The organism is Rhodovibrio sodomensis (assembly GCF_016583645.1).
Classification (GTDB): domain Bacteria; phylum Pseudomonadota; class Alphaproteobacteria; order Kiloniellales; family Rhodovibrionaceae; genus Rhodovibrio; species Rhodovibrio sodomensis.
The window spans coordinates 1-26,023 of record NZ_NRRL01000059.1; the positions used below are offsets into that span (position 1 = coordinate 1).

The 26,023-nt window shown below is 64.3% G+C and carries 23 protein-coding genes and 2 pseudogenes; 6 read left to right on the forward strand and 19 right to left on the reverse strand.

From position 1 onward, the window contains the following. Window positions 1-288 precede the first annotated feature (288 nt). On the reverse strand, window positions 289-870 hold the full coding sequence (locus tag CKO28_RS17290; RefSeq protein ID WP_200342062.1) for a PAS domain-containing protein: 582 nt from the start codon (window positions 868-870) through the stop codon (window positions 289-291). 317 nt (window positions 871-1,187) lie between these two features. Between CKO28_RS17290 and CKO28_RS17295 the strand changes: the two genes are divergently transcribed. Beyond that, window positions 1,188-2,768 (forward strand): BCCT family transporter, encoded by a 1,581-nt coding sequence (locus CKO28_RS17295; RefSeq protein ID WP_200342063.1) that lies wholly within the window; start codon window positions 1,188-1,190, stop codon window positions 2,766-2,768. Between the two features lie 466 nt (window positions 2,769-3,234). Here the strand turns inward: CKO28_RS17295 and CKO28_RS17300 are convergent, their stop codons facing one another. From CKO28_RS17300 to CKO28_RS17340, 9 genes and pseudogenes are all read right to left on the reverse strand, one after another. Then, a complete protein-coding gene (locus CKO28_RS17300) occupies window positions 3,235-4,482 on the reverse strand; it encodes a type II toxin-antitoxin system HipA family toxin (protein ID WP_200342064.1) in 1,248 nt (415 codons plus the stop codon). Window positions 4,483-4,489: 7 nt separating this feature from the next. Next, complete coding sequence (locus CKO28_RS17305; protein WP_200342065.1) at window positions 4,490-4,810, reverse strand: helix-turn-helix domain-containing protein; 321 nt, start codon at window positions 4,808-4,810, stop codon at window positions 4,490-4,492. 1,219 nt (window positions 4,811-6,029) lie between these two features. Next, window positions 6,030-7,271 carry an SLC13 family permease gene (locus CKO28_RS17310; protein ID WP_437127637.1) on the reverse strand — a complete coding sequence of 414 codons (1,242 nt, stop codon included), beginning with the start codon at window positions 7,269-7,271 and terminating at the stop codon, window positions 6,030-6,032. A 91-nt stretch (window positions 7,272-7,362) separates the two neighbouring features. Further along, window positions 7,363-7,749: pseudogene (locus tag CKO28_RS17315) on the reverse strand (ISAzo13-like element transposase-related protein); the annotation flags it as partial. A gap of 229 nt (window positions 7,750-7,978) precedes the next feature. Continuing rightward, entirely contained in the window at window positions 7,979-8,329 is a 351-nt protein-coding gene (locus CKO28_RS17320; protein WP_200342067.1) for a NifB/NifX family molybdenum-iron cluster-binding protein, read from the reverse strand. 30 nt (window positions 8,330-8,359) lie between these two features. Next, the gene (locus tag CKO28_RS17325) at window positions 8,360-9,133 is read right to left on the reverse strand and encodes a cytochrome c1 (protein ID WP_200342068.1); all 774 of its coding nucleotides are present in this window, start codon (window positions 9,131-9,133) and stop codon (window positions 8,360-8,362) included. Window positions 9,134-9,164: 31 nt separating this feature from the next. Then, complete coding sequence (locus CKO28_RS17330) at window positions 9,165-10,421, reverse strand: cytochrome b (RefSeq protein ID WP_200342069.1); 1,257 nt, start codon at window positions 10,419-10,421, stop codon at window positions 9,165-9,167. Between the two features lie 129 nt (window positions 10,422-10,550). After that, window positions 10,551-11,222, reverse strand: a complete 672-nt coding sequence (locus CKO28_RS17335; protein ID WP_200342070.1) for a cytochrome b/b6 domain-containing protein — start codon at window positions 11,220-11,222, stop codon at window positions 10,551-10,553. Next, window positions 11,219-12,808, reverse strand: a complete 1,590-nt coding sequence (locus CKO28_RS17340) for a tetrathionate reductase family octaheme c-type cytochrome (protein WP_200342071.1) — start codon at window positions 12,806-12,808, stop codon at window positions 11,219-11,221. Before CKO28_RS17340 ends, CKO28_RS17335 begins: the two co-directional genes overlap by 4 nt. A gap of 517 nt (window positions 12,809-13,325) precedes the next feature. On the opposite strand from CKO28_RS17340, the gene CKO28_RS17345 reads away from it, so the two are divergent. Next, a complete protein-coding gene (locus CKO28_RS17345; RefSeq protein ID WP_200342072.1) occupies window positions 13,326-13,550 on the forward strand; it encodes a high-potential iron-sulfur protein in 225 nt (74 codons plus the stop codon). A 303-nt stretch (window positions 13,551-13,853) separates the two neighbouring features. Here the strand turns inward: CKO28_RS17345 and CKO28_RS29160 are convergent, their stop codons facing one another. Further along, window positions 13,854-14,000, reverse strand: a complete 147-nt coding sequence (locus CKO28_RS29160; protein ID WP_200342073.1) for a ferritin-like domain-containing protein — start codon at window positions 13,998-14,000, stop codon at window positions 13,854-13,856. A 153-nt stretch (window positions 14,001-14,153) separates the two neighbouring features. Here CKO28_RS29160 and CKO28_RS17355 point away from each other — a divergent pair. After that, window positions 14,154-15,370, forward strand: a pseudogene (locus CKO28_RS17355) (IS3 family transposase); the annotation flags it as partial. A gap of 34 nt (window positions 15,371-15,404) precedes the next feature. Here the strand turns inward: CKO28_RS17355 and CKO28_RS17360 are convergent. From CKO28_RS17360 to CKO28_RS17385, 6 genes are all read right to left on the reverse strand, one after another. Continuing rightward, on the reverse strand, window positions 15,405-15,755 hold the full coding sequence (locus CKO28_RS17360) for a Dps family protein (protein ID WP_200342074.1): 351 nt from the start codon (window positions 15,753-15,755) through the stop codon (window positions 15,405-15,407). 52 nt (window positions 15,756-15,807) lie between these two features. Continuing rightward, a complete protein-coding gene (locus CKO28_RS17365; RefSeq protein WP_200342075.1) occupies window positions 15,808-16,743 on the reverse strand; it encodes a sulfurtransferase in 936 nt (311 codons plus the stop codon). A 157-nt stretch (window positions 16,744-16,900) separates the two neighbouring features. After that, window positions 16,901-18,655, reverse strand: a complete 1,755-nt coding sequence (locus CKO28_RS17370) for a SulP family inorganic anion transporter (RefSeq protein WP_200342076.1) — start codon at window positions 18,653-18,655, stop codon at window positions 16,901-16,903. A gap of 61 nt (window positions 18,656-18,716) precedes the next feature. Further along, window positions 18,717-19,226, reverse strand: coding sequence for a protein tyrosine phosphatase family protein (locus CKO28_RS17375; protein WP_200342077.1), 510 nt, complete (start codon window positions 19,224-19,226; stop codon window positions 18,717-18,719). 12 nt (window positions 19,227-19,238) lie between these two features. Beyond that, on the reverse strand, window positions 19,239-20,111 hold the full coding sequence (locus CKO28_RS17380; protein WP_200342078.1) for an MBL fold metallo-hydrolase: 873 nt from the start codon (window positions 20,109-20,111) through the stop codon (window positions 19,239-19,241). A gap of 111 nt (window positions 20,112-20,222) precedes the next feature. Further along, window positions 20,223-20,867, reverse strand: a complete 645-nt coding sequence (locus tag CKO28_RS17385) for a peroxiredoxin (RefSeq protein WP_200342079.1) — start codon at window positions 20,865-20,867, stop codon at window positions 20,223-20,225. Between the two features lie 116 nt (window positions 20,868-20,983). On the opposite strand from CKO28_RS17385, the gene CKO28_RS17390 reads away from it, so the two are divergent. The 3 genes from CKO28_RS17390 to CKO28_RS17400 all read left to right on the forward strand — a co-directional run bounded on the left by CKO28_RS17390 (window position 20,984) and on the right by CKO28_RS17400 (window position 24,841). Beyond that, window positions 20,984-21,940 carry a hydrogen peroxide-inducible genes activator gene (locus CKO28_RS17390; RefSeq protein ID WP_338050167.1) on the forward strand — a complete coding sequence of 319 codons (957 nt, stop codon included), beginning with the start codon at window positions 20,984-20,986 and terminating at the stop codon, window positions 21,938-21,940. Further along, window positions 21,941-22,957, forward strand: coding sequence for a DUF2652 domain-containing protein (locus tag CKO28_RS28500; protein ID WP_200342080.1), 1,017 nt, complete (start codon window positions 21,941-21,943; stop codon window positions 22,955-22,957). It abuts the gene before it with no gap. A gap of 585 nt (window positions 22,958-23,542) precedes the next feature. Continuing rightward, window positions 23,543-24,841 carry an NAD(P)/FAD-dependent oxidoreductase gene (locus tag CKO28_RS17400; RefSeq protein WP_437127638.1) on the forward strand — a complete coding sequence of 433 codons (1,299 nt, stop codon included), beginning with the start codon at window positions 23,543-23,545 and terminating at the stop codon, window positions 24,839-24,841. Between the two features lie 95 nt (window positions 24,842-24,936). Here CKO28_RS17400 and CKO28_RS17405 read toward each other — a convergent pair whose 3' ends face one another. After that, a complete protein-coding gene (locus CKO28_RS17405; protein WP_200342082.1) occupies window positions 24,937-25,557 on the reverse strand; it encodes a Tll0287-like domain-containing protein in 621 nt (206 codons plus the stop codon). Window positions 25,558-25,612: 55 nt separating this feature from the next. Then, window positions 25,613-25,861: a hypothetical protein gene (locus CKO28_RS17410; protein WP_207168853.1), complete on the reverse strand. Its 249-nt coding sequence runs from the start codon at window positions 25,859-25,861 to the stop codon at window positions 25,613-25,615. Window positions 25,862-26,023: the final 162 nt, after the last annotated feature.

The window sequence follows — 26,023 nt, forward strand, 5'->3', positions numbered from 1 at the left end:
GGCGATCTACGCCGGCGGCTGTGACGTGCGGGCATGTGGACGCCCGGCTCCGCCGGCCGGCTGGACGGGCCCCGGAGTCCTAGATGGTCCGGGGCCCGTCCAGCCTGCGACCACAAGCCCGCACGCCCATCAGCCGGTGGTGCAAGCCGCACCAGGGCTAGACAATCCGCCACCCACGTCGGCTACGCTCGGCCCTGGCGAGATGCCGGCACACACCGAGGGCCCAAACGGCTAACGCTCTGAAGCCCCGGCGCTGTTGCAGACAACGGGTCCACCTCAGCCTAACGATCACAAAACTTCGCGTCGTTGGTCTGCCTCTTCCGAAAACCCTAGCGACGCCCGCCACGCCAGCACGTCTTCGATCCTAAGAAACCTCTCGTCCATGTACTCCGGCGGCTTCTCCCAGTCGTCCCGGTGCCCTCGACCATAATCCGTTACGCCCAGCAGGTGCGTGCCCGTCACGCCATCGTCGGACAGCGGCAGTATCAACCGCTCGCCCTCGCGGTAGCCGCCGATGCGCATGTAGACGCGCCCAACGGCATATACGACACCCGGCGTTTTGAGCGTGTGGAGAAAACGGTCGCGGACGGTATCAAGCATGTGGGGTTCGATGATCTCCCGCAAGTGCTTGCCACGTAGGGAGTAGCCGAAGACACCGTTTACGTGCTCGCCCGCAAGGCGATAGCGGAACGCATCCTCGCGGGGGATGTGCTCGATCAGCCAGACGTACGGCAGCGCTAGCTTGATCGCGTTCAGCTCGATCTCGCTGCGGTTCGGAAGACGACCCGCCGTGTACGCGCTCAACCACCAAAGCGCGACGGCGCGAAGGGCAGATGAGGTCAGCGGACAGATTTTATGGTTCTCCAACATAGAGAACTCGCGAAAGTCGCAGCAGCTCTGAGTGCGCGCGATGGTTGCCGTTAAACCCGCAGCGGAAATTAGACAGAAGGCGATTTCTGAGTCCAGATGTAAGCTGGTCGGTGGTGGGGTGGCGTGTGGGTCTCATGCAGGTGTAATATGATGGTATACATCGGAGGACGTCGAGCGATCATCCTGACTCTTAACAGCCGCTTCCCGGAAAAGTATTCCGGCTTTAACCGAGTGGTGATCGAAATCTTGGACCGGTAGACGGGGTTTCGTGCGTGGCGGATTCTTACCAGAAGCAAGTTGCGACACGGCGGCTCTTGGTGTTCCCGCACGTCGCCGCGCCGGTCTTCGTGGCCTCGGCCGTTCTAATCTTCGCTTTCGTCGGCCTGGGCATCGGCTACCACGCTGCCATGGCTGGAATCGCCCGACAGATCCATCTGTGGATCGCCGACAATCTGGGATGGTTCTACACCGGTGCCGTCGCGGTCTTCCCGGTTTTCGCGGTTGCCTTGGCAGTCAGTCGCTACGGCGACGTGCGCCTGGGAGATCCGCTGGAGCGTCCGAAATATCGCCGGGTAACCTGGTTCGCGATGTTGTTCAGCGCAGGCATGGGCATCGGTCTGCTTTTCTGGAGCGTGGCCGAGCCGCTCAGCCATTACCTCGCGCCGCCGTATGGTGAGGGCGGGACGCGCGAGGCTGGGCATCTTGCCTTGCGACTGACATTCTTTCACTGGGGACTTCACGCTTGGGCGATCTACGTCGTGACCGCGCTGGGTCTGGCGTTCTTCGCCTTCCGGCACAAGCTGCCGCTGTCGCTGCGCTCGGTTTTTTACCCGCTTGTCGGCGACCGAATTTACGGATCGTTCGGGCACGTCGTCGACGTCTTCGCCGTGATCGGCACGATGTTCGGCGTCGCGACATCGCTGGGCCTTGGCGTCATGCAGGTCAATTCCGGTCTGGATTACCTGTTTGACATCGGTCAATCGCATACCGCCCAACTGCTGCTGATTGCCGGTATCACCGCGGCTGCGACGGCCTCGGTGGTATCCGGGCTGGACAACGGGATCGCCAAACTCAGCCGGGTCAACGTGTTCGCGGCGCTTGTTATGCTCGTGTCGGTGCTGGCGCTTGGCCCGACCAGCTTCCTGCTGGACGCGTTCCTAGAAGGCACCGGGGAGTATCTGCACAAGCTGATCGAGCTCAGCCTGTGGACCCAGGCGACCGAGGACGGCAGCTGGCAGGCCGACTGGACCCTGTTCTACTGGGGCTGGTGGATATCGTGGTCGCCGTTCGTCGGCACCTTCATCGCCCGAGTGTCGCGCGGCCGGACGATCCGCGAGTTCGTCATAGGTGTGCTGCTCGTGCCCACGATCGCGGTGATGCTGTGGATGACGGTGTTTGGCGCCAGCGCGATCTACGTGCAGCACACTGGCGCGGCCGCGCTGGCCGGCTATGTCGATGGAGAGGTCAGCCAAGCGTTCTTCGCTCTGCTCGACGCGTTGCCAGGCGCGACCGCGACTGCGGCCCTGGCGACCGTGATCGTCATGCTCTTCTTCGTGACCTCGTCCGACAGCGGCAGCCTAGTGATCGACATGCTGACCGCGGGTGGGCACGACGACCCGCCCAGGGTGCAGCGGGTGTTCTGGGCTATTACCGAAGGTGTCGTCGCCGCCACGCTGCTGCTCGGGGGCGGGTTGCAGGCGCTCCAGACCGCCGCGATCACGACGGGGTTGCCTATCGCCGCGATTCTGTTGCTGCTCTGTTACACGCTCTATCGGGGCTTGGCGACTGAACGCATCGCGACGAACGCGGAAGATGAAGGTCCGGAAAGCTCGGCAAAACGGATGGGGCTGGAGACACGCGCTGTTGGAGAAGGTGATCCGACTTCTCACCGGGCATGAGGCACGAGGTGGCTGGTTTGCTATCTGCTGCCGTGGTGCGTAGCTTATTGGTTCGTCGGCTCGTAGCCCGAGGCCGTTGCGATGGCTGGGGCAGGCGGAGCGCGGCGGTTCCGCCCTGGGGTTTAGACGTCGACCTTCTCGGCGATGGCAATGGCGTCATCGACCTCGACGCACTATGTAGCGGACTGTGCTCTCGATCTTCGTGTGGCCGAGCAAGAGCTGCACCGCGGGCAGGTTGCCGGTGCGGCGGTAGATCAACGTCGCCTTCGTCCGACGCAACGGCTGACTGCGTACCGAAGAGCGCTGGATTGAGCCCGGCAAGTCCGATCCAGTCGCAGACTAGGTGTCCATTGGCGTGGGGTCACGATGCCGATCGGCACGACAAGCTCTTGAAAAAATAGGTTTCGAGAGCACAAACGCGCTCGCCTATCTACTGAAGAGGTGTGACGCGCGGGAGAAAGGCGGACTAGATTGTCAGAGCGCGTGCAAGATCGTCGTGCTCGAACGCCCTGGCCATTCGGTCGATCTCAGACAGCTTCGCGCCGGCCGCGCTGGCAACGGGTCTCCATTGGGACGTCGCATGGGCGACCTGTTTGATCACCTCCCGGGCCTGCTTTTTCCTCAAGCCGAAATATCCAGCCACGCTTTCGGCAAGCTCGATGGAGCACGTACCGTCGTCGAGGTCGATGTTGGTGGACAGCACCCGCGCCTTTTCGTCCGTCGGGACGGGGTTAAGATCGAAGGCCGGGGAAAGCCGCCAGCCGCTCGGATCGGTGCGCAGAAAGCCGTGATTCCGCAGGTGATCGTCCACGTTGGACACGAGGATGTTGAAGACCATCCTTCGGTAGAGCTTGTCGGCGTCGCTTTTCGCGTGGCCGGCGTAGCTGGACATGACATCCACAATCTCGGGATAACTGCCGCCTTGGCCGTCCTGTGAACCGGTCATCGCCATGGCGGACATGTAGGGGATGCGGCGATCTCCATTCCGGTCGAACCGCCGAGAGAGCAAGACGGCCTTTCCGGCCACCGAGACCAGTTCGTGGTTCGGCGTTTCGATGCCCGACTGAGCGGCCAGGCGCAATGCGATGGCTTCCCATCGCTCGATGCTGTAGGTGTCACTCTCGTTAGGGAACTTGGCGATCGACATGTTGCCGTACTGATCGAAGACGGTGGCCTTCGGGCGCGCCCCGCCAAGCGAGGATCCCGGCGCCAGGATGTCCTGCAGATCTTCCTCGGTCTCCTCGTCCCGCTGCACGCGTTCGGTGATCTCGAGCAAGCGCCGGAGGCCAAGCCGGGCGGGCACAGACACCGTGCTCTGAGACTGGAAATGATCCTCGCCGACTTCGCAGAAGCGCAGAGCGCCCATCCGGGATCGGTCGGATACGCCGAGGATGAAGTCCATCTCGGTTAGGGTTCGGACCGTTCGCTTCTCTTTCTCGGCCTGCCGGCGCTCGGCCCGTCGCAGAAGACGCCGCCCCCAGGTGTCTGGTGCTGAGTCGTTGATGGCGGGTGGCGTCTCCATGTTCTTTGGGGGCGGGAAAGTACCCCTCGTAAGGGGAAGCGACGGGTCGATCGGGAAGCGATGCGGGTGGTCCAGCCAGGTTTGGTCGTACTCGAACGTCACCGTCTCGGCGCGCCTGGATACATTGCGCCTGAGCAGCCCCACGCGATGGGTCTGGCCGTCGAGCTCGATATGGACCTCGACATCGCTCATGACGGCGTCATCGCCTTGGCTTGGGCAGATGGACCCGCTTCGGCAGCTCGGAGGCGGCCATCTCTCGACCCACAGGATCCTGGCTGACGTCCGCAACCTGGGAGAGGTTGTCGAGCAATCCGAGCGCCTGCAAAACAGCGCCGTAAATGCCGATGCTGACACGATGATCGCCGCTCTCCACGCGCTGAAGCGTCGAGCGCGAGGTGAAGGCTCGTTCGGCCAGGACATCCATTGGCAAACGCCGGCGGCGCCGCGCATCGTGGATGTCGGCGCCCAGTTTCCGTAGAGCCTTGCGGGTGGCCGCGGGCGGCATGTGTGGCGTGGGCATAGCGTGACCTTCGTGCTACATTGTCACACATAATGTAGTGCGAAAGCGACTTTATTTCAATCAGTAGAGCAAAGAGGAGCGCGGTGGCGGTAGGGTCCGGGGAGTAGCCGTTGGCCGGCGGCCTTCGCCGTATGCCGGTACCTCAGTCCGGGCCGTTGCTCCGTTTCTCCTCTCCTCTCACGTCAAACGCAGCGTGCGGTTCTCCCGCACTGCGCTTTCCGACTAGCTTCACGGCGAGGCGTTCGACCGGTCGGTACGCGAGAGGGCCTGAACGCTCAGGACACCCAGATCGCCGAACTGTCAGGGTGGCCTGCGATGCCACCTTGTGCCGCCGGCGCAGGAAGTGTCGCGTGCGTTGCGTGTTCTGCGACAACCGGCTTGTCCGGTCCGGTGAGCGTCATCCAGGTTGACCGGTGACGGCTGGCTTGGGGCGATCCACAGGCCCGGCCGTCGGTGAGGCCGGGCCTTGTGGATCGCGCTGGCCCCGGTCCGTTGTGCGGGATGCTGGCCCATGCCGAGGCGAACGCGGCCTTGGCGCGGGACACGGACGCGGAGCTGGGCGCGGTCGTCGCGGACACCGGCTACTAGTCCCAAGAGAACATGCCTGCGGAACAGGGGGCATCGCGACCAAGAAGGACCACAAGCAGCGTGCGGAGTTGCGCGACGCCCCACCTCGGCGCGGTCGGATACCGAAAAACATGTCCGCCCGCGAGCGCATGGACCGCAAGCTGCGGACCAACCGCGGGCGGGCGATCTACGCCCAGCGCAGCTAAACGGTCGAGCCGGTGTTCGGGAACATGAAGGACGGCCAGGGCGCCGGTCGGTTTTCCATACGTGGGCTGGATACCTGCCGCGGCGAGTGGCAGCTCGACGCCGCGGTTCGACGCCGCCGTCTACAACTTACGGAAACTGCACCGAGAGCCTATCCAGCGGGCGGCGAATACTAACAAAAGGGGAGAAAAAGCCCCCGATAATGCCCAGCAACGCGAAGAATAGGACGGCCCGACCGCATTCCATGGCTCGCCACCGACGTCACTCCCAGCATGCGGCGCGCTCGGAGCTATTCAGCAACAGGCTCCCGGATGTGAGCATCAACCGCTTCGCGGGGTTGATCGAACTTCAGTAGCTGTTTTCCGTTGGAGAATTGTGGCGCGGTCGAGGGCGTAGTCGTGGGGCGCGACGTCGGCGACCTTGGTCCGATCGAATAGGGGCGCCACGCTTATAGAAACCAAAGTGTGGCGACCGTCATGGACAAGAGCGTAATGGGGATGCCGGCACGCGCGAAGGCCGCAAAGCCAAGGCGAAAGCCGCACTGGGCCGCACGTTCGGCGACGATCAGGTTCGCGAGGCTGCCTACCAGCAGAAAGTTGCCGGCGAGCGTCGACAACACCGCGAGGGCGTGAAGTTCGTCCGACCCAAGCTCGGGAAAGAGTCCGAGCAGCAGGATGACCGCGGGCACGTTGCCCACCAAGTTAGACAACCCGAGCAAGAGGGGGCCGAGCACTGGTAACGCTGTCGGATCACCGACGCGGCGCTCCAGCAGGGCAAACGCGCTTGCGTCGAGCCCAGTCGCGGTGATCGCTTCTACCACGACGAAAAGGCCGGAAAAGAGCAGCAACAACGGCCAGTCCACGGCTCCGAGCATGTCGCGGCTCGCCAGTCGCCGGCTCAGCAGCAACGCCGCGGCAACGGACAGCGCCCCGAGCCCAGCCTCGACCGGCGTCAAGAAGATCGCCACGACGGCAAGCACTGCGAGTATTCCCTTGCCTGTCTGCCACCGGCCCAAAGCGATAGGTTCGGGTCGCGCTCCAGGCGACGGCCGGGTCGCCGAATCATGCGAGCTTCGTGTCCGAAATTCGGTGTGCCAGAGAAAGCGTATGCTCACGAACACGATCGCGAGCGCGGCCAAGGCCGGCGGCGCGCACGCCTGCACAAACGAGGCGAATTCCAGGTCGCCGGACTGGCCGATCAGAATGTTCTGCGGATTACCGATCGGTGTCGCCGCCGAACCCGCGTTGCTCGCGGTCGCCAGGGCAATCAGGAAGGGGCGGGGGTCGCGGCCTTGGCCGGCGAGTCCCGAACACAGCACAGGGGTCATAGCGAATACGACGACATCGTTAGCAAGCACCGTCGAGAGCCCGCCGGCGACCGTAACGATGCCGGCCAGCACCACCGTCGGGTTATACACGAAGGCAACGAGCCATCGCGCACAAGCATCGTAAAGACCTGCAGCGGCGAACTGCGCCGAAACCACCATCAGTGCAAACAGCACGATCAGCGTATGGCCGTTGATCGCATTCAGGGCTTGGCGTTCCGATAGAGCGCCGGTGGCCAGTACGGCCGCGGCCGCCACGACCGCGATTCCGCTGCGGTCGACTTGCAAGCCGGGGATGCGTCCGAGAGCCATACCAAGGTATGTCACGGTGAAGATCACGACGACGACGACGGTCAAGCGGGACACCCCGCGATTTTTGAGTTGATGCTTGCGTGTGCGATTGACGTTACTGCGCTCTCAAGCCTGTGTTCGCGATACATTAGGAGCCGTCCAGCAACTATCGCTGCATTTGTGATGCGTTTGGCGCAATCGTGTAGTTCCAATCGCCGTGTGAAGTCGTGGCGTTGGAGGTTGAGACCCTTTAATCTCTTTAATCTCCGCGTCGGAGACCTTGATGCCCGCACCATAGGTCGCGCCGTCGAGTTCACATCTCACCTTGAGGCCGGCGCTGGTGGCCGTCGGCGCGATCAGGCGTACGATGGTCTGATGGCTCACCAACGGCTTGCCGCGCCAATTGCTGGAGATGAACGAGAACAGACGGTGCTCTATCTTGTTCCATTTGCTGGTGCCACGGCGGCAGGTGACAGACCGTGATGCTCAGGCCGAGTTCGTCGGCAAGCCGCTGCAGTTCCCGCTTCCAAAGCCGAACGCGGGAGCCATTGCTATCGAGCTATGGCCGAAAGTCGGTTACCGGGTGAGACGGAGGTGGCGTATCGTGTGATGGCTATCAAACCAACCACGCCCCCCGGAATGGAGAGATACGCCATCTCCGAGGATAAGGTCATTTCACGCCACCCAGCCGAAACCGGTTTCGGTCGAGAAGAGTCCCGATGCCTGCGGCATCGGTACTATGTGTTGGTTGGATCCGGACCGTCGCTCGGCAGGCGCGTGCTTCAACAGCTGTGGTCGTGCACCTCGGCGTGCGAAAGCTGTCCCATTAGGTAGTCCCGCACGGCTTTCTCGGGGTCGGTTTCGTTGGTCGCGACGGCGTCGACGCCGCGCTTGGCGAGCTTGGCGACGAAGTTGCGCCCGCAGCTGCCGCACAGCACGGCCTCCATCTCGAACACCGGGTGGCCGTCTTTGTTGCCCCAGTCGTGCAGCGCCTGCTCCTTGGGCAGGTCCAATCGGTCGACCAATTCGGGGGTACCGCCCGGCGCCCCCTGGTAGACCAGGAAGCGCCGGGTGCGCCCGGCGTGCGGTGTAATGGTGCGGAAGTTCTGGCTGGTTACGGCGATCCGGTACATCGGCTCACTCCAGGTTGGGGCCTGACGCCTTCATTTTTCGACGTCGGCCCAGATCTTGCGCTGCACCGCGTAGAGCATCGCGGTAAGCACGATTAGAAACAGGATGACTTTCAGGCCCAGACGCTTGCGCTCTTCCATGTGGGGATTGGAGGCCCAGTGAAGGAACGCCGTCACGTCGTGGGCCATCTGCTTGGGTGTGGCCTTGGTGCCGTCCTGATAGTCGACCACGCCCTGGACCAGCATTTGCGGCATGCTGATTTTGTGGCTTGGATAGTACTTGTTCCAGTACTGCCCGGGCGAGAGATTCGCATCCTCTGGCGCCTTCTCGTAGCCGAGCAGGACGGCCCTGACGTACTCCGGTCCGCCTGGCCGGGCATTAGTGATCACCGAAAGGTCCGGCGGGACGGCCCCGTTGTTGGCGTTTTTCGCCGCTTCCTTGTTCTTGTAGGGAAACGGGAACGCGTCCGTCGGTTCGGCCGGCCGCTGGTACATCTCGCCCTGGTCGTTAGGGCCGTCGGTGACAGTGTACTGCGCGGCGATCGCCTCGACTTGGTCCTTGTTGTAGCCGATATCTTTCAGGTTGCGGAAGTGGACGTATTTCATGCCGTGGCAGGCCGAGCAGACGGTGTTGAAGACCTGCAAACCGCGCTGCACGGTGGCCCGGTCGAAGGTCCCGAAAACGCCCTCGAACTGCCAGGTATGCTCGGGCGGCGCCGGCGTCTCGGCGGCCTCGACCGGGACTGGCGCGAGCCCGAGCCCGGCCGCGGCGATCGCCGCTGCGAGCAGATTGCGGAACTTAGCCATCTCTGCATCTCCTCTCATTCCTCGGGCCTAGTCATTCTGCTGGGCTGGTCGGCGCGGCCGCGGGCTGCGCCCGGTCGGACAGGACCGGCTGGGAGATGCTGTGCGGGCGTGGCTTGGGCCGTTCGAACACGCCCAACAGCGGCAGTATCACCAGGAAAAAGATGAAGTAGTACGCCGTGGCGACGCGGCCGATCGTCGGCCATATCCCGCTCGGCGGCATCGCCCCGACGTAGCCCAGCACCAGCACGTCCAGCACCAGGAGCCAGAAAAACTGCTTGAACAGCGGTCGGTACCGGCCGGAGCGCACCGGGCTGCGGTCAAGCCAGGGCAGGGCGAACAGGATCAGCACGGAACCGAACATGAGCAGCACGCCGCCCAGCTTGTTCGGCACCGCGCGCAGGATCGTGTAGAACGGCAGGAAGTACCATTCGGGCACGATGTGCGGCGGCGTCACCAGTGGATCGGCGGGCTGGTAGTTGATTGCATGGCCCAGGTAGTTCGGCGCGTAAAACACGAACAGCGATAGCGCAATCAGGAACACGCCCAGGCCGAACAGGTCCTTCACCGTGTAATACGGGTGGAACGGCACCTGGTCCTGATGACCCTTGGGCTCGATGCCGGTCGGGTTGTTGGACCCGTAGCGGTGCAGCGCCACCAGGTGGAGCATGACCGCGCCGACGATCAGGAACGGCAGCAGGTAGTGCAGCGAGAAAAAGCGCTGTAGCGTCGGGTTGCCGACGGCGAAGCCGCCCCAAAGCCAGCGCGTGATCTCGTCGCCGAACACTGGCACGGCGGAGAACATGTTGGTGATGACCGTGGCGCCCCAGTAGCTCATCTGGCCCCAGGGCAGGGTGTAGCCCATGAACGCGGTCGCCATCATCAACAGCAGGATGATCACGCCCAGGCCCCACAGCACCTCGCGCGGCTGCTTGTAGGAGCCGTAGTACAGGCCCCGGAACATGTGAATGTAGACCACGATGAAGAAGAACGAGGCCCCGTTCATGTGGATATAGCGCAGCAGCCAGCCGTAGTTGACGTCGCGCATGATCTTCTGGATCGAGGCGAACGCGTAATCGGTGTGGGGCGTGTAGTGCATGGCCAGCGCGATGCCCGTGACGATCATGATCACGAGCGCGATGCCGGCGAGCGAGCCGAAGTTCCAGGCGTAGGTCAGGTTCTTCGGCGTCGGATAGAAGCGCAAGTGCTGGTCGGCGAAGTTGATGACCGGCAGCCGGTCATCCAACCAGCCGAGCACGCCCTTGTAGGGTGTCTGGTAGTCAGTTGCCATGGCGCGACCTCCTTCCGCGATTGATCACGTCCCAATTCCCTCCCCCTTTCCGGCGTGCTGTGTGCCGGGCTCGTTCCGTAGCGTTGGTCGGGGTGGAAAGCACCGCCCTAAGTTATATTCGGGATATAACTATCTGCCAGTGCGAATGCGACCGTCCGGGCGTTCGGACTCAGTGTCGCACGGCGGGCCGCCGTTGCTTGGACCGGGCCCGGTCTCCACCGCCTCGTAGCCGATGATCATCGCCTTCAGGTGCTGGAACACCGTATCGCCGGTGGTGATCATGTAGACGTGCCCGATCAGGAACACGAGCGTGGCGTAGGCGGTGGCGATGTGCACCGTGGCCACCGGCGCGAGCGGGACCGGCAGCACGTCGCCGAACAGGTTGAAGGTCAGGTAGATCAGCCCGGTGATCCAGATCGCCGGCGAGATCACCGCGTTGAAAATCAGGTAGGCGAACCGCTGCAGCGGATTGTGCTTGCGCCGGCGGCTCGGGCAGAACGGGTGTGGCTCGCCCCGGAATATGCCGCCGGCGTAGAAGCGCAGCACCGCCCATAGCTTGTCGGTGGTGGGCACGTACTGTCGCCATTCGCCGGTGGCGACGTGCCAGAAGATCGCGAACACCCAGACCACCATCAGCGCGAGCGCGCAGGTCACATGCACCGTCGCCGCCTCGGCGTAGCCCAACCCCCGGTAGGTGCCGTGCAGTTCGAAGCCGGTCGTGAGCATGCCGATAATCAGCAGCGACTGCGACCAGTGCCAGGCGATCTCGAACGGGCTGAACAGCCGGATCCGCTGTCTCATCGCGCACGTCTCCGATGCCGGAAGAAAGCCCTCAGTGCCGCGTGGCCGAGTACGCCCGCGAGCGTCGCCAGCACCGCCAGACCGCCGATCCGGTCCAGCCACGCCGGGGCGTCGCGCCCGGGCATGTAGAAGCTGTTCAGGCCGGCCAGCCGGCTGTCCTCACTGTGGCAGTCGGCGCAGCCGACTGCCTGATCGGCCGGGGCGACCATGTGGGTGATCGGCCAGTACATCTTGGTCCCGACGAAGCCGACTTCGCCGGAAAACGGCAGGCCCTCGGTTGCCATCGCGGTCTCGATCGCCGGCTGCCAGTCCAGGTTCTTCCAGTAGGCGGTGTCGTCCTGGCCGAACAGGTGCATCAGCACCAGCCGGTCGCGCTTGGCGTCGTAGGGCTGCTTGCCGCGCATGATCTTGAACGGCCAGATCCGTGCGTCGGCATCCTCCGGTCCGCCCGCGAAGCTGTTGATCGCGACCACGCTTTCCGGATCGATCTTGTCCGTGGCTTCGGTGTAGCGCATGTCGCCGTCGAACCAGGCGTAGGACGGGATGTAATCCTCCCGCCATTCGATCTCTCCCCAGCGGGTCCAGTAGCTGATCCGTCCGTCGGCGTTGGTCTCGTGGATGCGGCTGCCGTCCTCGGCCAGCCGGCCGGCCTTCGACCAGTCCCACCAGGTCTTGGTCTGTACACCGCCGCGGGCGATTTCGGGGATGTGGCAGGTCTGGCAGGCGACCCGGTCGCTGTGCTGGTTCAGCGTGCGCGCGACGTAGCTGCCGTCGTCGTGGGCGTCGACACCGTGGCAGGATTCGCAGGTTGCCGCCTGCCGGCGCATGCCCGGCTTGCCGGTGCCCTGCATGTCCCGCGCGGTCATGTCGTAGCGCCCGCCGGCCAGCTCGTGGCCGCTGGCGACGTGGCAGTCCTGGCAGGCCATGTCCCCGCCCTCGGGGCTCATGTGCACGTCGAGCGATCTGGGCGCGTCGATCAGGGAGGAATCCAGGTCGCCGTGCTTGGAGCCGTTGCCGCCACCGCCGTTGAAGTGGCAGCTGCCGCAGCTGGCGACGTCCGGCGGGCCGACGTTGCGTGCGACCTTGCCAAGGTCGGGCGGCGTCAGCGGCTTGCCGTGCACCGTGGTGGCGGTCTCCAGCACCCGGCCCGCGTCCTTGGGCGCCTTATGGTAGGTGCCGGTGGTGTCGTGGCAGACCAGACAGTCGACCCGGGTGTCGTTGGAGAAGTCGAACGACGCGTCCTCCCAGCCGTAGCCGGTGTGGCAGGAGGTGCAGCGCGGCTCGTTGGTGCGGACGTTGGTGCAGAAGTTGTTCAGCACATGCCGCTTGCCAAGCTGTTGGCCGGTATCGGGATGGGTATAGTCCCAGGTCCAGTGGATCGACTGGCGGACCTGATGCCCGGCCTCGGTGTGGCATTCCAGGCAAGCTTTGGTGACCTCGCGACCACTGTCGAACTCGCCTTGGAGCTCCTCGAACTTGCTATGGTCGGCGGTCGAGATGTCCTGGGCCGGCGTGGGCGCGGGCAGCTGGCCTTCCTCGGCCCCGGCGGCCCGCGGCAGCGTCGCGGCGGCGAGCAGCCAGAGCATCAGGCCACCCCGACGGATCGGACTTATCCGGCAAATGGGCATCGGTCGCGGCCAAGGCTGTGCATTTCCAGGACGAACGTCTGCACGAGATATTAGTTTATGCTTAATTGACCGGCAAGGTACCCGCGACCTGGCTTACGCGCATCTCGGCTGTGTTGTGACCATACCGACGGCGCGGCGGATGTGCGAAGCGACGTACCGAGAAGCGCTGAAACACGCCGCTCACAACGGATCGCGCGCAGCGGACGGAGACGACCGACGGTCGGTAACGCGGCTGACTTGCCGCACCCCGACGTGACGGGGTCGGCACGGGATTTCGCCCCCCGCCCGGCGTGCGACAACACGCCTAGGACCACACGACGTTAAGACCGGTCGGCAGGCGACCCACCTGACAGATGACAGTTTCGAATTATCCAATGGGATATAGCAGTCAGCGGAGGTGAACAATGCTGGATCGTGACCCCACCACGCGTCGCAGCTTCACTCGCGCCCTGGCGGCCGGTCTGATGGGGGGGGCGTGACCCTGCTGTTCGGCCGCAGTGCACCCGCGCAGAAAGCTCCAAAGAAGTCGGTACAATACCAGGAGCAGCCCAAGACCGTGGGCGGCACGGAGCAGCGCTGCGACAACTGCCAGTTCTACATCACGCCTGAGCAAGCGGGCACCGAACAGGGCCGCTGCCAGGTGGTCCAGGGCCCGGTGAAGCCGCAGGCTTGGTGCAACCTCTGGGCGCCGGCGAACTGAGCCGCGCCGGTCGAGGACGCGCGGCGCGCCCGGGCAAGATGCTAAAAGGTGGAACCGCCTTGCAGCTGGATCTTGCCCTCTCTGCGGAGTGTTAGAGCTACAGTCCGCTTGCAGGCCGTTTCGGCCTTTAGGCATGTAGCTCTCGCCGCGGCGAGCTTCGCGACGTGAGAGACGGCTTCGCCGAAAGGCGCGCCCCGCGCATAAGAAAGGGCCGTGCGCTACGCGGCGCACGGCCCTTTTCGTCGGTTTCGCGCACGTAGGGACTCTTAGATGTCGGTCCCACGCTGCGGCATCCGGCGGATGTCACGCTTGCATGCTGCGCATCATCCAGACCTGCTTCTCGTGCGCGCCAAGGCGTTCGGTCAGCAGGTCCGCGGTGGCCGGATCGTCATGCGCCTCCGCCACCGAGACTGCGGCGCGCAGGTTGCGGATCACGGTGGGCTGGGGCACGGATGCGTTGGACACCTCCGAGACGTTATGACGTAGGAGGAGGTTTCCATGTCCGATACCCGGAAGTCCGACGAGCAGGGCCGTGAGCCGGAGGCCGGCGCGGCCCGACCCCAACAAGAGTCTGGGGCCGCGCCGGCCTCCGGCTCGCCCCACGGCAAGCCCCAGCGGTTCACGGCCAAGCGTAAGCTGCAAGCGGTTCAGCGGCTGATGAGTGGCGAGAGCCTGGAGGCCGTGTCCCGCGATCTGGGCGTCACGGTGGCCCAGCTGTCCGAGTGGCGCGACGACGCCTTGGCGAGCGCCGAGGCCGGGCTGAAAGCCCAGCCCCGCGACCAGCGGGACGACGAGATCGCTCGCCTCAAGGGCAAGCTGGGCGACGTCACGATGGACAACGAACTCCTGCAGGAGAAGATCGAGCGGCTGGAGGCACGCAAGTCCCCTTCACGCGGGCGGAGGTCGAAGAAATGAGCGAGACCGTGTCGCCCTCCGCGAACCGGGTTTACGGTCTCGCGCGCGTTTGCCGCGTCTGGCAGGTCGCCCGTTCTACGATCTATTACCAGCGGAGCCTGCCGGCCGAGCGCCAGGCGCGACGGCCAGGCCCGATCGGGGCCGCCGCCGACGCGGAGCTGATCGCCGAGATCCGAGACGTGATCGAGACCGCGCCGTTCTTCGGCGAGGGCTACCGCAAGGTCTGGGCCCGCCTGCGGCTGCGGGGCGTGCGCACGGCCGCGCGCCGGGTCCGGCGGCTGATGCGCGAGCACGACCTCTCGGCCCCCAACCGTCCGCCACAGCGCCCGGCGAACGACCACGACGGCCGCATCACCACCGACCGGGTTGATGAGACCTGGGGCACCGACATGGCCCAGGCGGTGCTGGCCAGCGGCGCCCGGGTGCACGTCTTCGCCACCATCGATCACTGCAACTCCGAGTGCATCGGCGTGCATGCCGCTTTCGGTGCCAACCGCTGGGAAGCGCTGGAGCCCGTGCGGCAGGGTGTCGGCCGGCACTTCGGCCCCGCCAGCGCCGACGTCGCTGCTGGCCTGAAGCTGCGGCACGACCACGGCTCGAACTACATGGCCGAGGACTTCCAGCGCGAGATCGCTTTCCTCGGCATGGAGGCGTCGCCCTCGTTCGTCCGGCAGCCCGAAGGCAACGGCGTCGCCGAGCGGTTCTTTCGCACCTTGAAGGAACAGCTGCTCTGGGTGCGGACCTTCCACACCTTGGAGGAACTACAGGACGCGCTGCGCGCGTTCAGGATCTGGTACAACGCCAACTGGCTGATCCAGCGTCACGGCCATCGAACGCCCGACCAGGTGCGCGTTGATCAGCATCACGAAGCCATGGCCGACAGCGACCTGCCCGTGGCAGCCTGACGGCCATTACGCGGTGTCCAACATCCGTCCCGCACTACAGGTTGCGGATCACGGTTTCGTTGTCGGCGATCAGCTCATCGAGCATCGCTTCCGCCGCCGGGATCCGCTCGTTCTCCTCGATCGAACTGCGCGCTTTGAACTTGGCGTAAGTGCCCGGTGCGTAGGCGCCGAGGGCCCGGATCCGCTCGGCGATGTCGTCCAGGGCGTCCCACAGGTCGCGATAATGTTCCTCGAACATGTGGTGCAGACTGCGGAACCGCGGACCCTCGACGTTCCAGTGGAAGTTGTGCGCCTTCAGGTACAGCAAGTACGTGTCCGCGAGCACATCGCTGAGCACGCTGACGGGGGTTTGCTGGTGTTCGGTTTGAAGCGCCGCTTCAGTCATATTCGACCTCCATTCGGTTCAGGTTCGCCGCCAAGGTCTCGTTGAACCGGCTCTATCGCCGCGCCGGGTTCGTAACCGGCCGGCTCTCGTCCTGGGTCCAGACGTGCATCGAGCCGTCGAACAGTTGGGCATCGTCGTTGCCCAGCACCTCCGACATCACGAACCAAGTGAGCGCGGAGACGTGGCCGCTGTTGCAGTAGGCGATCGCCGCCAGGTCCATTGGAGCCCCCTGGTAGGCGTAGACCGCGCGCAGCGACTCTGCGTCCCGCAGGGTGGCGGGGCCCTTCTCTGCGACGTTAAGGGTGAAGGGCACGTTGACCGCGCTCGGGATGTGCCCGGCGGCGTATACGTAGCCGGCCTGCTCCAGGCCCAGGTAGTAGGCCATCGGCCGGTTGTCGGTCAGCTGCACGCCCGCGTTGGTGCGCGCCGCATCGACCTCGGCCACCGTGGCGAGCACGCTGTCGTCCGGCGCCCCGGCAGTGTAGTCGCCCGCGCTGACCTCGGCCGGGCCGGTGGCGAGGTCGTGGCCCGCCGCCCGCCAGGCCGCGTTGCCGCCGTCCAGGATCGCGACGTCGTCGTGGCCGTAGTAGGCGAACTGCCAGTAGAGCCGAGCCTGCGTGGTGATCTGCCCGGCCGCCTTGCCGGGGGACGTGATCACCACCGGTTCGTTGGCATCGACGCCGGCTTCCCGCATTAGCCGCTGGAAGGTCTCGGCGGCTAGGCGGACCTTCTGCCGCTCGACACCGTCGATGGTGCGCGTGGTGCGCACGGCGTCCCAGCCGACCGGGGCCGCTTTTGGGATATGGCCTCCGGCAAAGCTCTCGAGGTCGCGCCGCACGTCGAGCACGGCGACCTCGCCGCGATGCTCGGCCAGCCAGTCGGCGTCGACCACCGCTCCAGGAGTTACAGGCCCGCCGGCGAGCGCCGGGTCAGTTACGGCGGCGCTTGCGAGGAGAAAGGCTGCCGTAAGGGCGCTCATGTATCGCATCGTCATCTCCTTTCCAATTCGTTTCTGGGGTTGAACAGCAAGTGAGCCATACGCTGAGCGTTCACTTGTGTCCTTAACAATTAAGTTAATTCGTATGCGATCGGCTGCGACGTGTTTTCGGTGCGTCCTATCGCCCTGGTGCGACCATCGACGGGCCTCATGCTGCCGAAGCGGCCCTTGCACGTCGGATCGTATCCGGCGCCAGGGTTTCCATCGCCTGATATTGGCTGAGGAAGATCCGGCCGCTGAGCTCTTCGAGGAACGGGCTGCGCTGCAAGTTGTCCATTACTGGGCCTTTCACTTCGGAAAGGTGGAACGTGACGCCGGCATCTGCCAGACGCGCATTGATCGCCTCCAGGCTCTCCAGGGCACTTGCGTCGATCACGTTGACGGCCGAGCACATCAGGATGACGTCCGAAACCTCGGGCGATCGCGCGATCAGGTCGTAGACCGTGTCTTCCAGATACCGTGCGTTGGCGAAGTACAGGCTTTCGTCGACGCGCAGGGTGAGGACCTGCGGACTTGTCACCACGCTGTGCCGCTCGACATTCCGAAAGTGCTCCGTGCCCGGTACCTGACCGACGACGGCCGCGTGCGGCCGGCTGGTTCGCCAGATGTGCAGAGCGAGCGATAGCGCGACACCGGTCACAACCCCAGCTTCAACGCCGACGCCAAGGACGATGAAGATCGTCGCGGCCATCGCGGCGAAGTCGGTTCTCGAATAGCGGTAGGTTCGCCGGATCGCACCGAGATCAACCAGAGAAAGCACTGCAACGATGATCGTAGCGGCCAACGTCGCTTTCGGTAGCGCCTGGAATAGCGGTGTGAACAAAAGGGCGGTGGCCGCGATACCGACGGCTGTGAAGACCCCGGCCATCGGCGTTTCCGCGCCCGCGTCGAAGTTCACGACAGAGCGCGAAAAGCCGCCGGTCACAGGAAAGCCGCCGGAAAAGGCCGATGCGATGTTTGCCGCGCCGAGGCCGGTGAGTTCCTGGTTAGCGTCAATCCGCTGACGTTTCTTCGCCGCGAGAGTTTGTGCCACCGACACGGATTCGACGAAGCCGATCAGGCTGATCAGAAGCGCCGAGATTGCCAGATTCGACCAGAGCCCAAGGTCGAATGGTGGTAGGGTTAGCGGCGGCAGCCCTTGCGGGATATCGCCCACCACAGCAACGCCCTGGGCATCGAGGTCGAACAATGCGACCGCCCCCGTGGTGACGACGACGGCTGCCACGGGGCCGGCTTTAGCCAGTATGTCGGCCGCAAAGGGCGGTAACCCGACCCGTTTCCGCAGCAGTGGTTTTAACCTTGTGCGTACCCAGAACAGGAACACGGTCGCGCCCGTACCAAGTAGCAGGGTCCAGCCATGCGTCCGCTCCAGCCCCCGCGCTAGCGAGGAAACCATCTCAACAAGGGTATGACCGTGTGCGTCGACTCCCAGGATGTGTTTCAGTTGGCTGACTGCGATCAGGATCCCGGAAGCAGTAATAAAGCCAGAAATGACGGGGTGGCTTAGCAGGTTCGCGAGGAACCCGAGCCGTAGCAGGCCCATCGTGAGCAGCATCATCCCGGACAAGAGGGCAAGGGCAACCGCAGCGCCCAGGTAGCCCTCGGTGCCAGGTTCTGCGATCCGTGAGATGGCAGCGGCCGTGAGCAGGGACACAACCGCCACCGGTCCGACTGCAAGCGCACGGCTAGAGCCAAACAGTGCATAGGCGACCAGCGGCAGAATGCTGGCATAGAGGCCGACTTGCGCTGGCAGTCCCGCCAGCATGGCGTAGGCCAGGCTCTGCGGGATCAACATGATGGTTACGATAATCGCGGCGACGAGATCCGACGATAACTCACGGCTGCCGTAGCGCCGTAACCACGTGACGGCCGGAATGATCCGCCACCAGTGCCTGGAGATCATGGACTATCCTCGTCGGTCGGCAGGGAGGTTCTGCGGATGCGGTGGAGGTCCCGTTCGACTACTACCGACCACGGAGGCTTGCGATCTTGTCCGGCAGGTCGGTGAGATCGAAGCCGGCGGCGCCAGCCGTCGCCATCAAAGCGTCGACATCCATCGTCTCGCTGTTGGCGAGTGCCCACAGCGTGACCGAGCGTTTGCCGCTGCGACAAAAGGCGGCGACCAGTCCATCGCTTTGCTCCAGGGTCCGCGCGAACGCGTCAACCTGCGCCTGTGTGATCTCGCCGCCGACGACGGGCTGATGCAGAAACGTTAATCCATGGCGGATGGCCGCCGCGCGGAGGTCGTCCGATAATGGCTGATCCGCTTGTTCGCCATCAGGGCGATTGTTGATGACAGTTGTGTAGCCTGCGGCCGCCAAGTCCGCCATGTCCTCGACGGTCAATTGTGGTGCGACAGATAGCGTTTCGGTCAGTGGAAGAGTGGCCATTATCTTGACTCCCGCGGATTTTTGAAAGTGCGTGTTAAGCGGCTGAGCCCAGTCGAACGACTGGACCTCAGCCGCCATTTTCATGCCTGTTCGGCCTCAGAGCTGGTTGAGCGGGATCTTCAGGTAGGAGACGCCGTTGTCTTCCGGCTGCGGCAGCCGGCCGGCGTTGGTGTTGATCTGTAGGGCGTGCAGGATCAGCGCCGGCATCGGCAGTTCGGCGTCGCGTCTCTTGCGGGTTTCGACGAAGGTCGCCTCGTCGTTGCCGTCCTTCACGTGCGGATTGTTCGCTCGCTGCTCGGCTACGGTGGATTCCCACTGCGGCTCACGTCCGCCGGGCATGTAGTCGTGGCCGGTGAACAGGCGCGTCTGCCCCGGCAACTCGTCGAGGATCCGGCGGATCGAGGCGTAGAGCGTGTGTGCATCGGCGCCCGGGAAGTCTGCGCGCGCGGTGCCGAAGTCGGGCTGGAACAGCGTGTCGTGGACAAACGCGGCGTCGCCGATCACGTAGGTGATCGAGGCCAGCGTGTGGCCGGGTGAGTACATTACCCGGGCCGGGATGTCACCGACCTCGAAGGTGTCGTCGTCGGCGAACAGGCGGTCCCACTGCCGGCCGTCGGTGGGCGTATCGGACGGCCAGTTGTAGAGCTCTTTCCAGAGCTGCTGGACGTCCTTGACGTGTTCGCCGATGGCGATCGGCGCGCCGGTCTTGGCCTTGAGATATGTGGCAGCGGAGAAGTGGTCGGCGTGCGGATGCGTATCGAGAATCCACTGCACGCTCAGGCTTTGATCGCGCACAAACTGCAGGATCTGGTCGGCGTGCTCTGTCGATGTTCGTCCGGCCTTCTCGTCGTAGTTCAGGACCGGGTCGATGATAGCGCACTTCCGGCTCGCCGGGTCGGCGGCGACGTACTGAACGCTGAAGGTCTTGCGGTCGAAAAAGCCCGTGACCTCGGGCTGAGGACTGGTCATGGCGAGGACCTCGGTTATTCTTGCGATCCAAGTCAGATGGCGGCGGGAGGAATGCCCCGACCGGCGTCTCCCGAGGGAGCGCGCCGGCCGGGCGGGCGTCGCCCGGCAGGCTTACACTTGCGTAGTGCAGAAGTACCAGTCGGTGTACTCGTAGCCCTGCTCGGCGCGCCGCTCGGCCTCGTCGACCGTTGCCGGCGGCGGCACGATCGCTCGGTCGCCCGGCTGCCAGGCCTCCGGCGTGGCGACTCCGTGCGCGTCCGCGCACTGCAGCGCCTGCACCAGACGGACGATCTCGTCGATGCTGCGGCCGGTGGGCATCGGGTAGTACAGCATCGCCCGCAGCTTGCCCTCGGGATCGATCACAAAGGTCGCGCGGACAGCCGAGGTATCGCTGGCGCCGGGCATGATCATGCCGTAGGCGCTTGAGACCTGCATCGAGATGTCGTCGATGATCGGAAACCGGATATCGACGTCGAAGTTCTGCTTGATGCTGCGCACCCAGGCGATGTGCGAGTGCGTGCTGTCGACTGACAGGCCCAAGAGATCGCAACCGAGCTCCAGGAAGCGATCGTGGTTGCGGGCGAAGGCCATGAACTCGGTGCTGCAGACCGGCGTGAAGTCAGCGGGGTGGGAAAACAGCACCAACCAGCGGCCCTTATAGTCAGCCAGCTTGCGCGGCCCGTGCGTGGTCTTGGCGTGGAAGTCCGGCGCCGGCTCGTTCAAGCGCGGTAGGGTGGGCTGTATCTTTTCCGTCATCTTTCAAGCTCCCTCGTTTCGGTGTGTTCCGGTGTCCGGGGCATCCATGCTGCGCCCGGCGAACGCCTTGCGATGTAGAGAGCTTGCCAGTTTCGGTAAAATGAATATATTCGACCGTGGCGATTGAGAAATTCGAACGAAAGAGCCGCACCATCGCGATGCCGAGCCTGCGCCAGCTGCGCTTCCTGTGTGCGCTGGCCGACGAGTTGCACTTCGGTCGGGCCGCGGCTGCGTGTCACGTCACGCAGTCCACGCTCAGCTCTGGCCTGAAGGATCTTGAGGCGACCCTTGGGGTAACTCTTGCCGAGCGCGGCCACCGGCACGTGATCCTGACCCCGATCGGCGAAGAGATCACAGATCGCAGCCGCAGCCTGCTCGCGGGTGCACAGGATATTGTGAAATTGGCCGCTCGGCACACCGGGCTGCTTACGGGGGACCTACGACTGGGTGCAATCCCGACGATCGGTCCCTATCTCATCCCCGCCGCGCTGGCGGGTCTGCGCCAGTCACATCCAGATCTTCGCCTTTACTTGCGAGAAGAGCTGACCGAGAGTTTGCTAGAGGGGGTGCGCACCGGCCGTCTGGACGCCGCGCTGATAGCGCTGCCGTTCGAAACCGGCGAACTCGAAACTGTACATCTGTTCGACGATGGCTATCAGCTAGCGGCCCCACGCGGGCACGATCTCGATGTTGCTCGGGCGCTGGACGGGCGCGAGCTCGCTGAGCATTCTCTTCTGCTTTTGGAGAGGGGGCATTGCCTGCAGGGACATGCATTACAGGCGATCCCTGAGGTATCGCCGCCGGCGGACAACACCTTCGCGGCGACCAGCCTGTCTACACTGCTCGCGATGGTGCAAGAGGGGATCGGACTCACCTTGATCCCACAGTTGGCAGTCGATGCGGGGATCGTAGGCGCCCACGACGTATCGCTGGTTCCGCTCAACCGGACATGTCCGCGTCATGTTGTACTGGCATGGCGTCCGACCTCCCCGCGCCGCGGTGACTTCGAGGCGCTCTCTCAGGTGTTTAGCAAGGCCCGTGCAGACGTCGCTCGCCGCGGAACGCCGACATAAGTGAGTAAGTCTGCGGGGCGGGCAGCAAACCCGGCGTGCGTTGCTGTGGTCAGGTTCGGTTACGCGACGAAACGTCATCTGCCGCAGACGCAAGCCGCTTCTTACCTGTCGTTTATGGAAACGTTCATACCGACACTGGCGCTCATCGCCTTGGCTGGCTTCCCGCTGCTGTTTGCGCTGGCGGTTGCCGCTTGGCGTCACAGGCGTCGTCGCAGCATGGACGAACCTACCGGGCCGATCGCGCTCACACGGCGCTGGCCACGTGGGCCTGGCGGTACGGCGCCGGTCGGTCCCGCCCAGGAAACCTTCGTGGTTATGCCTGATATCACTGGCTACACACGCTTCCTGCACAGGAACCATTTCGCCGAGGTCCACGCCCAGCACCTCGTTAGCGAACTTCTGCAGGCGGTCATGGCCGCGGCGCCGCCAGCCTTAACCGTTGCAAAGGTCGAGGGCGACGCTGTGTTGCTATTCGCGCCGGTAGAAGGGCGCGGCGGCCGCTCGGTCGATGAGGTTGAGCAGGCGCTTTTGCGGCTGTTCCGGGCGTTCTACCAACGGCGGAGGGCGCTGATCCGCTCCAACCTGTGTCCCTGCGCGGCGTGCCGGCATATCAACGAGCTTGAACTGAAGGCTGTCGTGCATCGTGGTCCAGTGACGAGCTACCGGCTGGGTGACTTCGTCGAACTGTCTGGCATTGCCGTGGTCGTCGTCCATCGGCTCTTGAAGAATTCGGTCAATTATCCACGCTACGTGTTGGTGACAGACGCGGCTGGGGCAATGATCCCGTCGTTCACCGCGTCCGGGGAGCGGGTGCGGGAAAGCGATCGGGACATCGGTGTGATCGACTGTCACGTATATCCCTTCGACCTGCCAGATGTCTCGGAGGGCATGGACGCTGTCCCGCCATCCCGACGTGTCTTCCGCGATATGGCGGCGAAGCTGACGTCTCACATACGAAGCCGTCGGTCGGTGTCGCGCCCGGCGCCTCCGGAACCGCCGCAGGCATCAGATTGCTGAACCCAAAACAGGTGTCGCGCGGCAGCACACGAGCTTGCGTCAGCGATCGCTTGAATCCTTCCATGAAATTGTACCAAATGGTTGCGCGCGTCGCTGAGGTTGCCGATGCGCGTACGGATACAATTATTGTGATTGCTCGAATACGACTGGGTTGGTCATGGCAAACCCGACAGCGACCCTGTTCGAACCCTGCTTTATAGGACCTGCGGGGCGGTCACGACCCGCAACCCGAGATGATAATAACTCACCGGCTGGTCAAGCCGCCGAAGATCGCCGACCTGCTCGAGCGCATGCGCCCGCTCGCCGACATCGCCAACCGGCACGACATAACCGACGCCGGACCGAGCCGGCCGGGACGCGCAGGCATGTCAGATACGAATTCGCTTCCCTGTATCATGCGCTTGGGGCGAATACGCCCCGAGCGCCATCTCATTGACAATCAATTAAAGGTACGCGAATATGTATTGATAACCGTATGCGATAAACCTTGGCAGACCAAACGGTCGCTGCCGCGCGTGTGCGATTGGAAAACGCACGCTGCGGCGAAGACCCTGGGGAGGGTAGAGGATGACCCATGTGCTGATCATGGGCGGCGGCATCGGCGGCATCTCGATGGCGTACGAGCTGCGCCATCACCTTGGCCGCGATGCTGAGATCACGCTCGTATCCGACCGCGAAACCTTTCAGTTCACGCCCAGCAACCCGTGGGTCGCGGTGGGCTGGCGCACTCAGGACAAGGTGGAGGTGCCGCTGCGCCCGCACTTGGAGCGCCACAACATCACCTTCGACCCGACGGCCGTCTGGCAGGTCCATCCCGACGACAACCGTCTTGAGCTGGCGGACGCCCGGCAGCTGGATTACGACTATCTGGTGGTCGCCACCGGACCCGAGTTGGCGTTTGATGAGATCCCCGGCTGCGGCCCGCACGACGGCTACAGCCAGAGTGTTTGCACCACGCCGCATGGCCAGCAGGCGTACGCGGCGCTGGAGGAACTCTGCCGCAACCCGGGGCCGGTCGTCGTCGGCTCGACCCAGGGGGCGAGCTGCTTCGGGCCCGCCTACGAGTATGCCTTTGTGCTTGACCGCGAGTTGCGCCGGCGCAAGCTGCGCCATAAAGTGCCGATGACCTTCGTCACCGCCGAACCTTACATCGGCCACCTTGGTCTGAACGGCGTGGGTGACACCAAGGGCATGCTGGAGGCGGAGCTGCGCGACCGCGACATCCCCTGGATTACCAACGCTAAGACCGAGATCGTCGAGCTGGACAAGCTTCACGTTGTTGAGGTCGACGAGGATGGCAACGACAAGCGCCGGCACAAACTGCCGGCGGTTATGTCAATGATGCTGCCGCCGTTCCGCGGCGTAGCGGCGCTGGAGGGTACCGGCGACCTGGTCAACGCTCGGCGGTTCGTCAGAATCGACAACTTCCAGCGCAATCCGTGCTACCCGAACGTCTATGCGGTCGGGGTGTGCGTGGCGATCCCGCCCGTACACAAGACGCCGGTGGCTTGCGGTGTGCCCAAAACCGGCTTCATGATCGAGACGATGGCCAATGCTGCCGCGCGCAACATTCGTGACGAGGTGGCGGGCCTCGAGCCGAGTTATGTCGCCACCTGGAACGCCTTCTGTCTGGCTGACTACGGCAACGGCGGGGCAGCGATCCTTGCGATCCCCCAGACCCCGCCGCGCAACGTCAACTGGGCGGTCGAGGGCCGATGGGCGCACTACGCCAAGGTCGCATACGAATGGTACTTCATGCGCAAGCTCAAAAAAGGGATCGTCGAGCCCTTTTACGAGAAGTGGGTGATGCGCCTGCTGGGCGCCAACAAGGTCCACAAAGTTCCGATGGTAAACCAACAGCCGCCGAAGCAACCGGCCGAGTAGGCACCGACCAAAGTACCGGACAATCGCAAAAGATCGCGCCCCCAGGGCGTGGTCGCCCTGGAGGTGCGGTGCGTGCCTGAAGAAGCTGGTGCGCGTTAGTTCGTCGGAAGTGGCTTTACCAGGGTGAAAGCGCCGCGTAGCTCGCCCTCCTCGAAGCCGGTGGCGGCGTCTGCGGGGTAGTTCTCGTCGATCGCGCTCAGGACGTTCTCCTTCACGTTGGTGCCGTGGCAGGCGAGGCAGGCCTCCTGTGTCGGGATCGCCTTCATATAGTGAATGTAGCGCTGACCGCCCTCATCGATGATGGCGGCATGCTCCATGTTCTTGAAGCCCTCGCCGTTGGCGTGGCGCCGCTGGAATGACTTCAGCACAGCGCGCTCGCGCGGGCTGGGGCTGTTGCGCGGGTTGCGGACCTTGAGCGCGGTCCGCCCGATCGACCAGGCGCTGTCCGCCGACAGCTTGCCGCCGATTTCGGGCGCCACCTCGTTGCACACGCCGATCGCGTGCGTCGGTCCGCCGTCCTTGATGGCGGCGGTCAGCTCGCCCTTCAGTTCCTGGGAGAAAGTCTTCACCAGACCGCGGGCGGCTTTGACCTCCGCCTGCGGAACGGGCGCGGCTTCGCCGTCTTGCGCGCCGGCCCGGCCGGCCGGGACGGCTACGCTGGCGGCCGCGACGAGCGCGAGGGCGGCGGCGAGCGTGCGCCGGATGTGCGTGGACATGTGCGTCTCCAAACATCGTGTCTTGATAAGCGGAGAATCCGGGAAACGAATTCTTTTATGCGAATGTACGGTAGGCGCACTGCCTCCTCGATGCGTCGATCTGCCACGGGTTGCGAAGCGCTGGCAAGTCGGCAGCCGGCAGTGAGCAGCTTTCCGGCTGCCCCAGCGCGAGCTTGATCGCATACCCCACGACCCCCAGCGCGGCGAACCAGGCCAGGCGTTTCCAGGGGCGGTCGGCGCCGGCGGTCGCCGGGTCGGCGCGGTTCTCGTGGACCACGCCGAGCGCCGCGATGGGCCGGGGCATGCGCCGGGGGCCAAGCCGCGGCATCCGCCTGGGCTGCGGGGCGCGCGCCATCAGTGGTAGCCCTCGTTCGGGTCCGTCTTGCCGCGGAACACCCAGTAGACGTAGGCGGTGTAGCCCAGGATCACCGGCAGCAGCACGGCCGTGCCGGCGAGCAGGAACCAC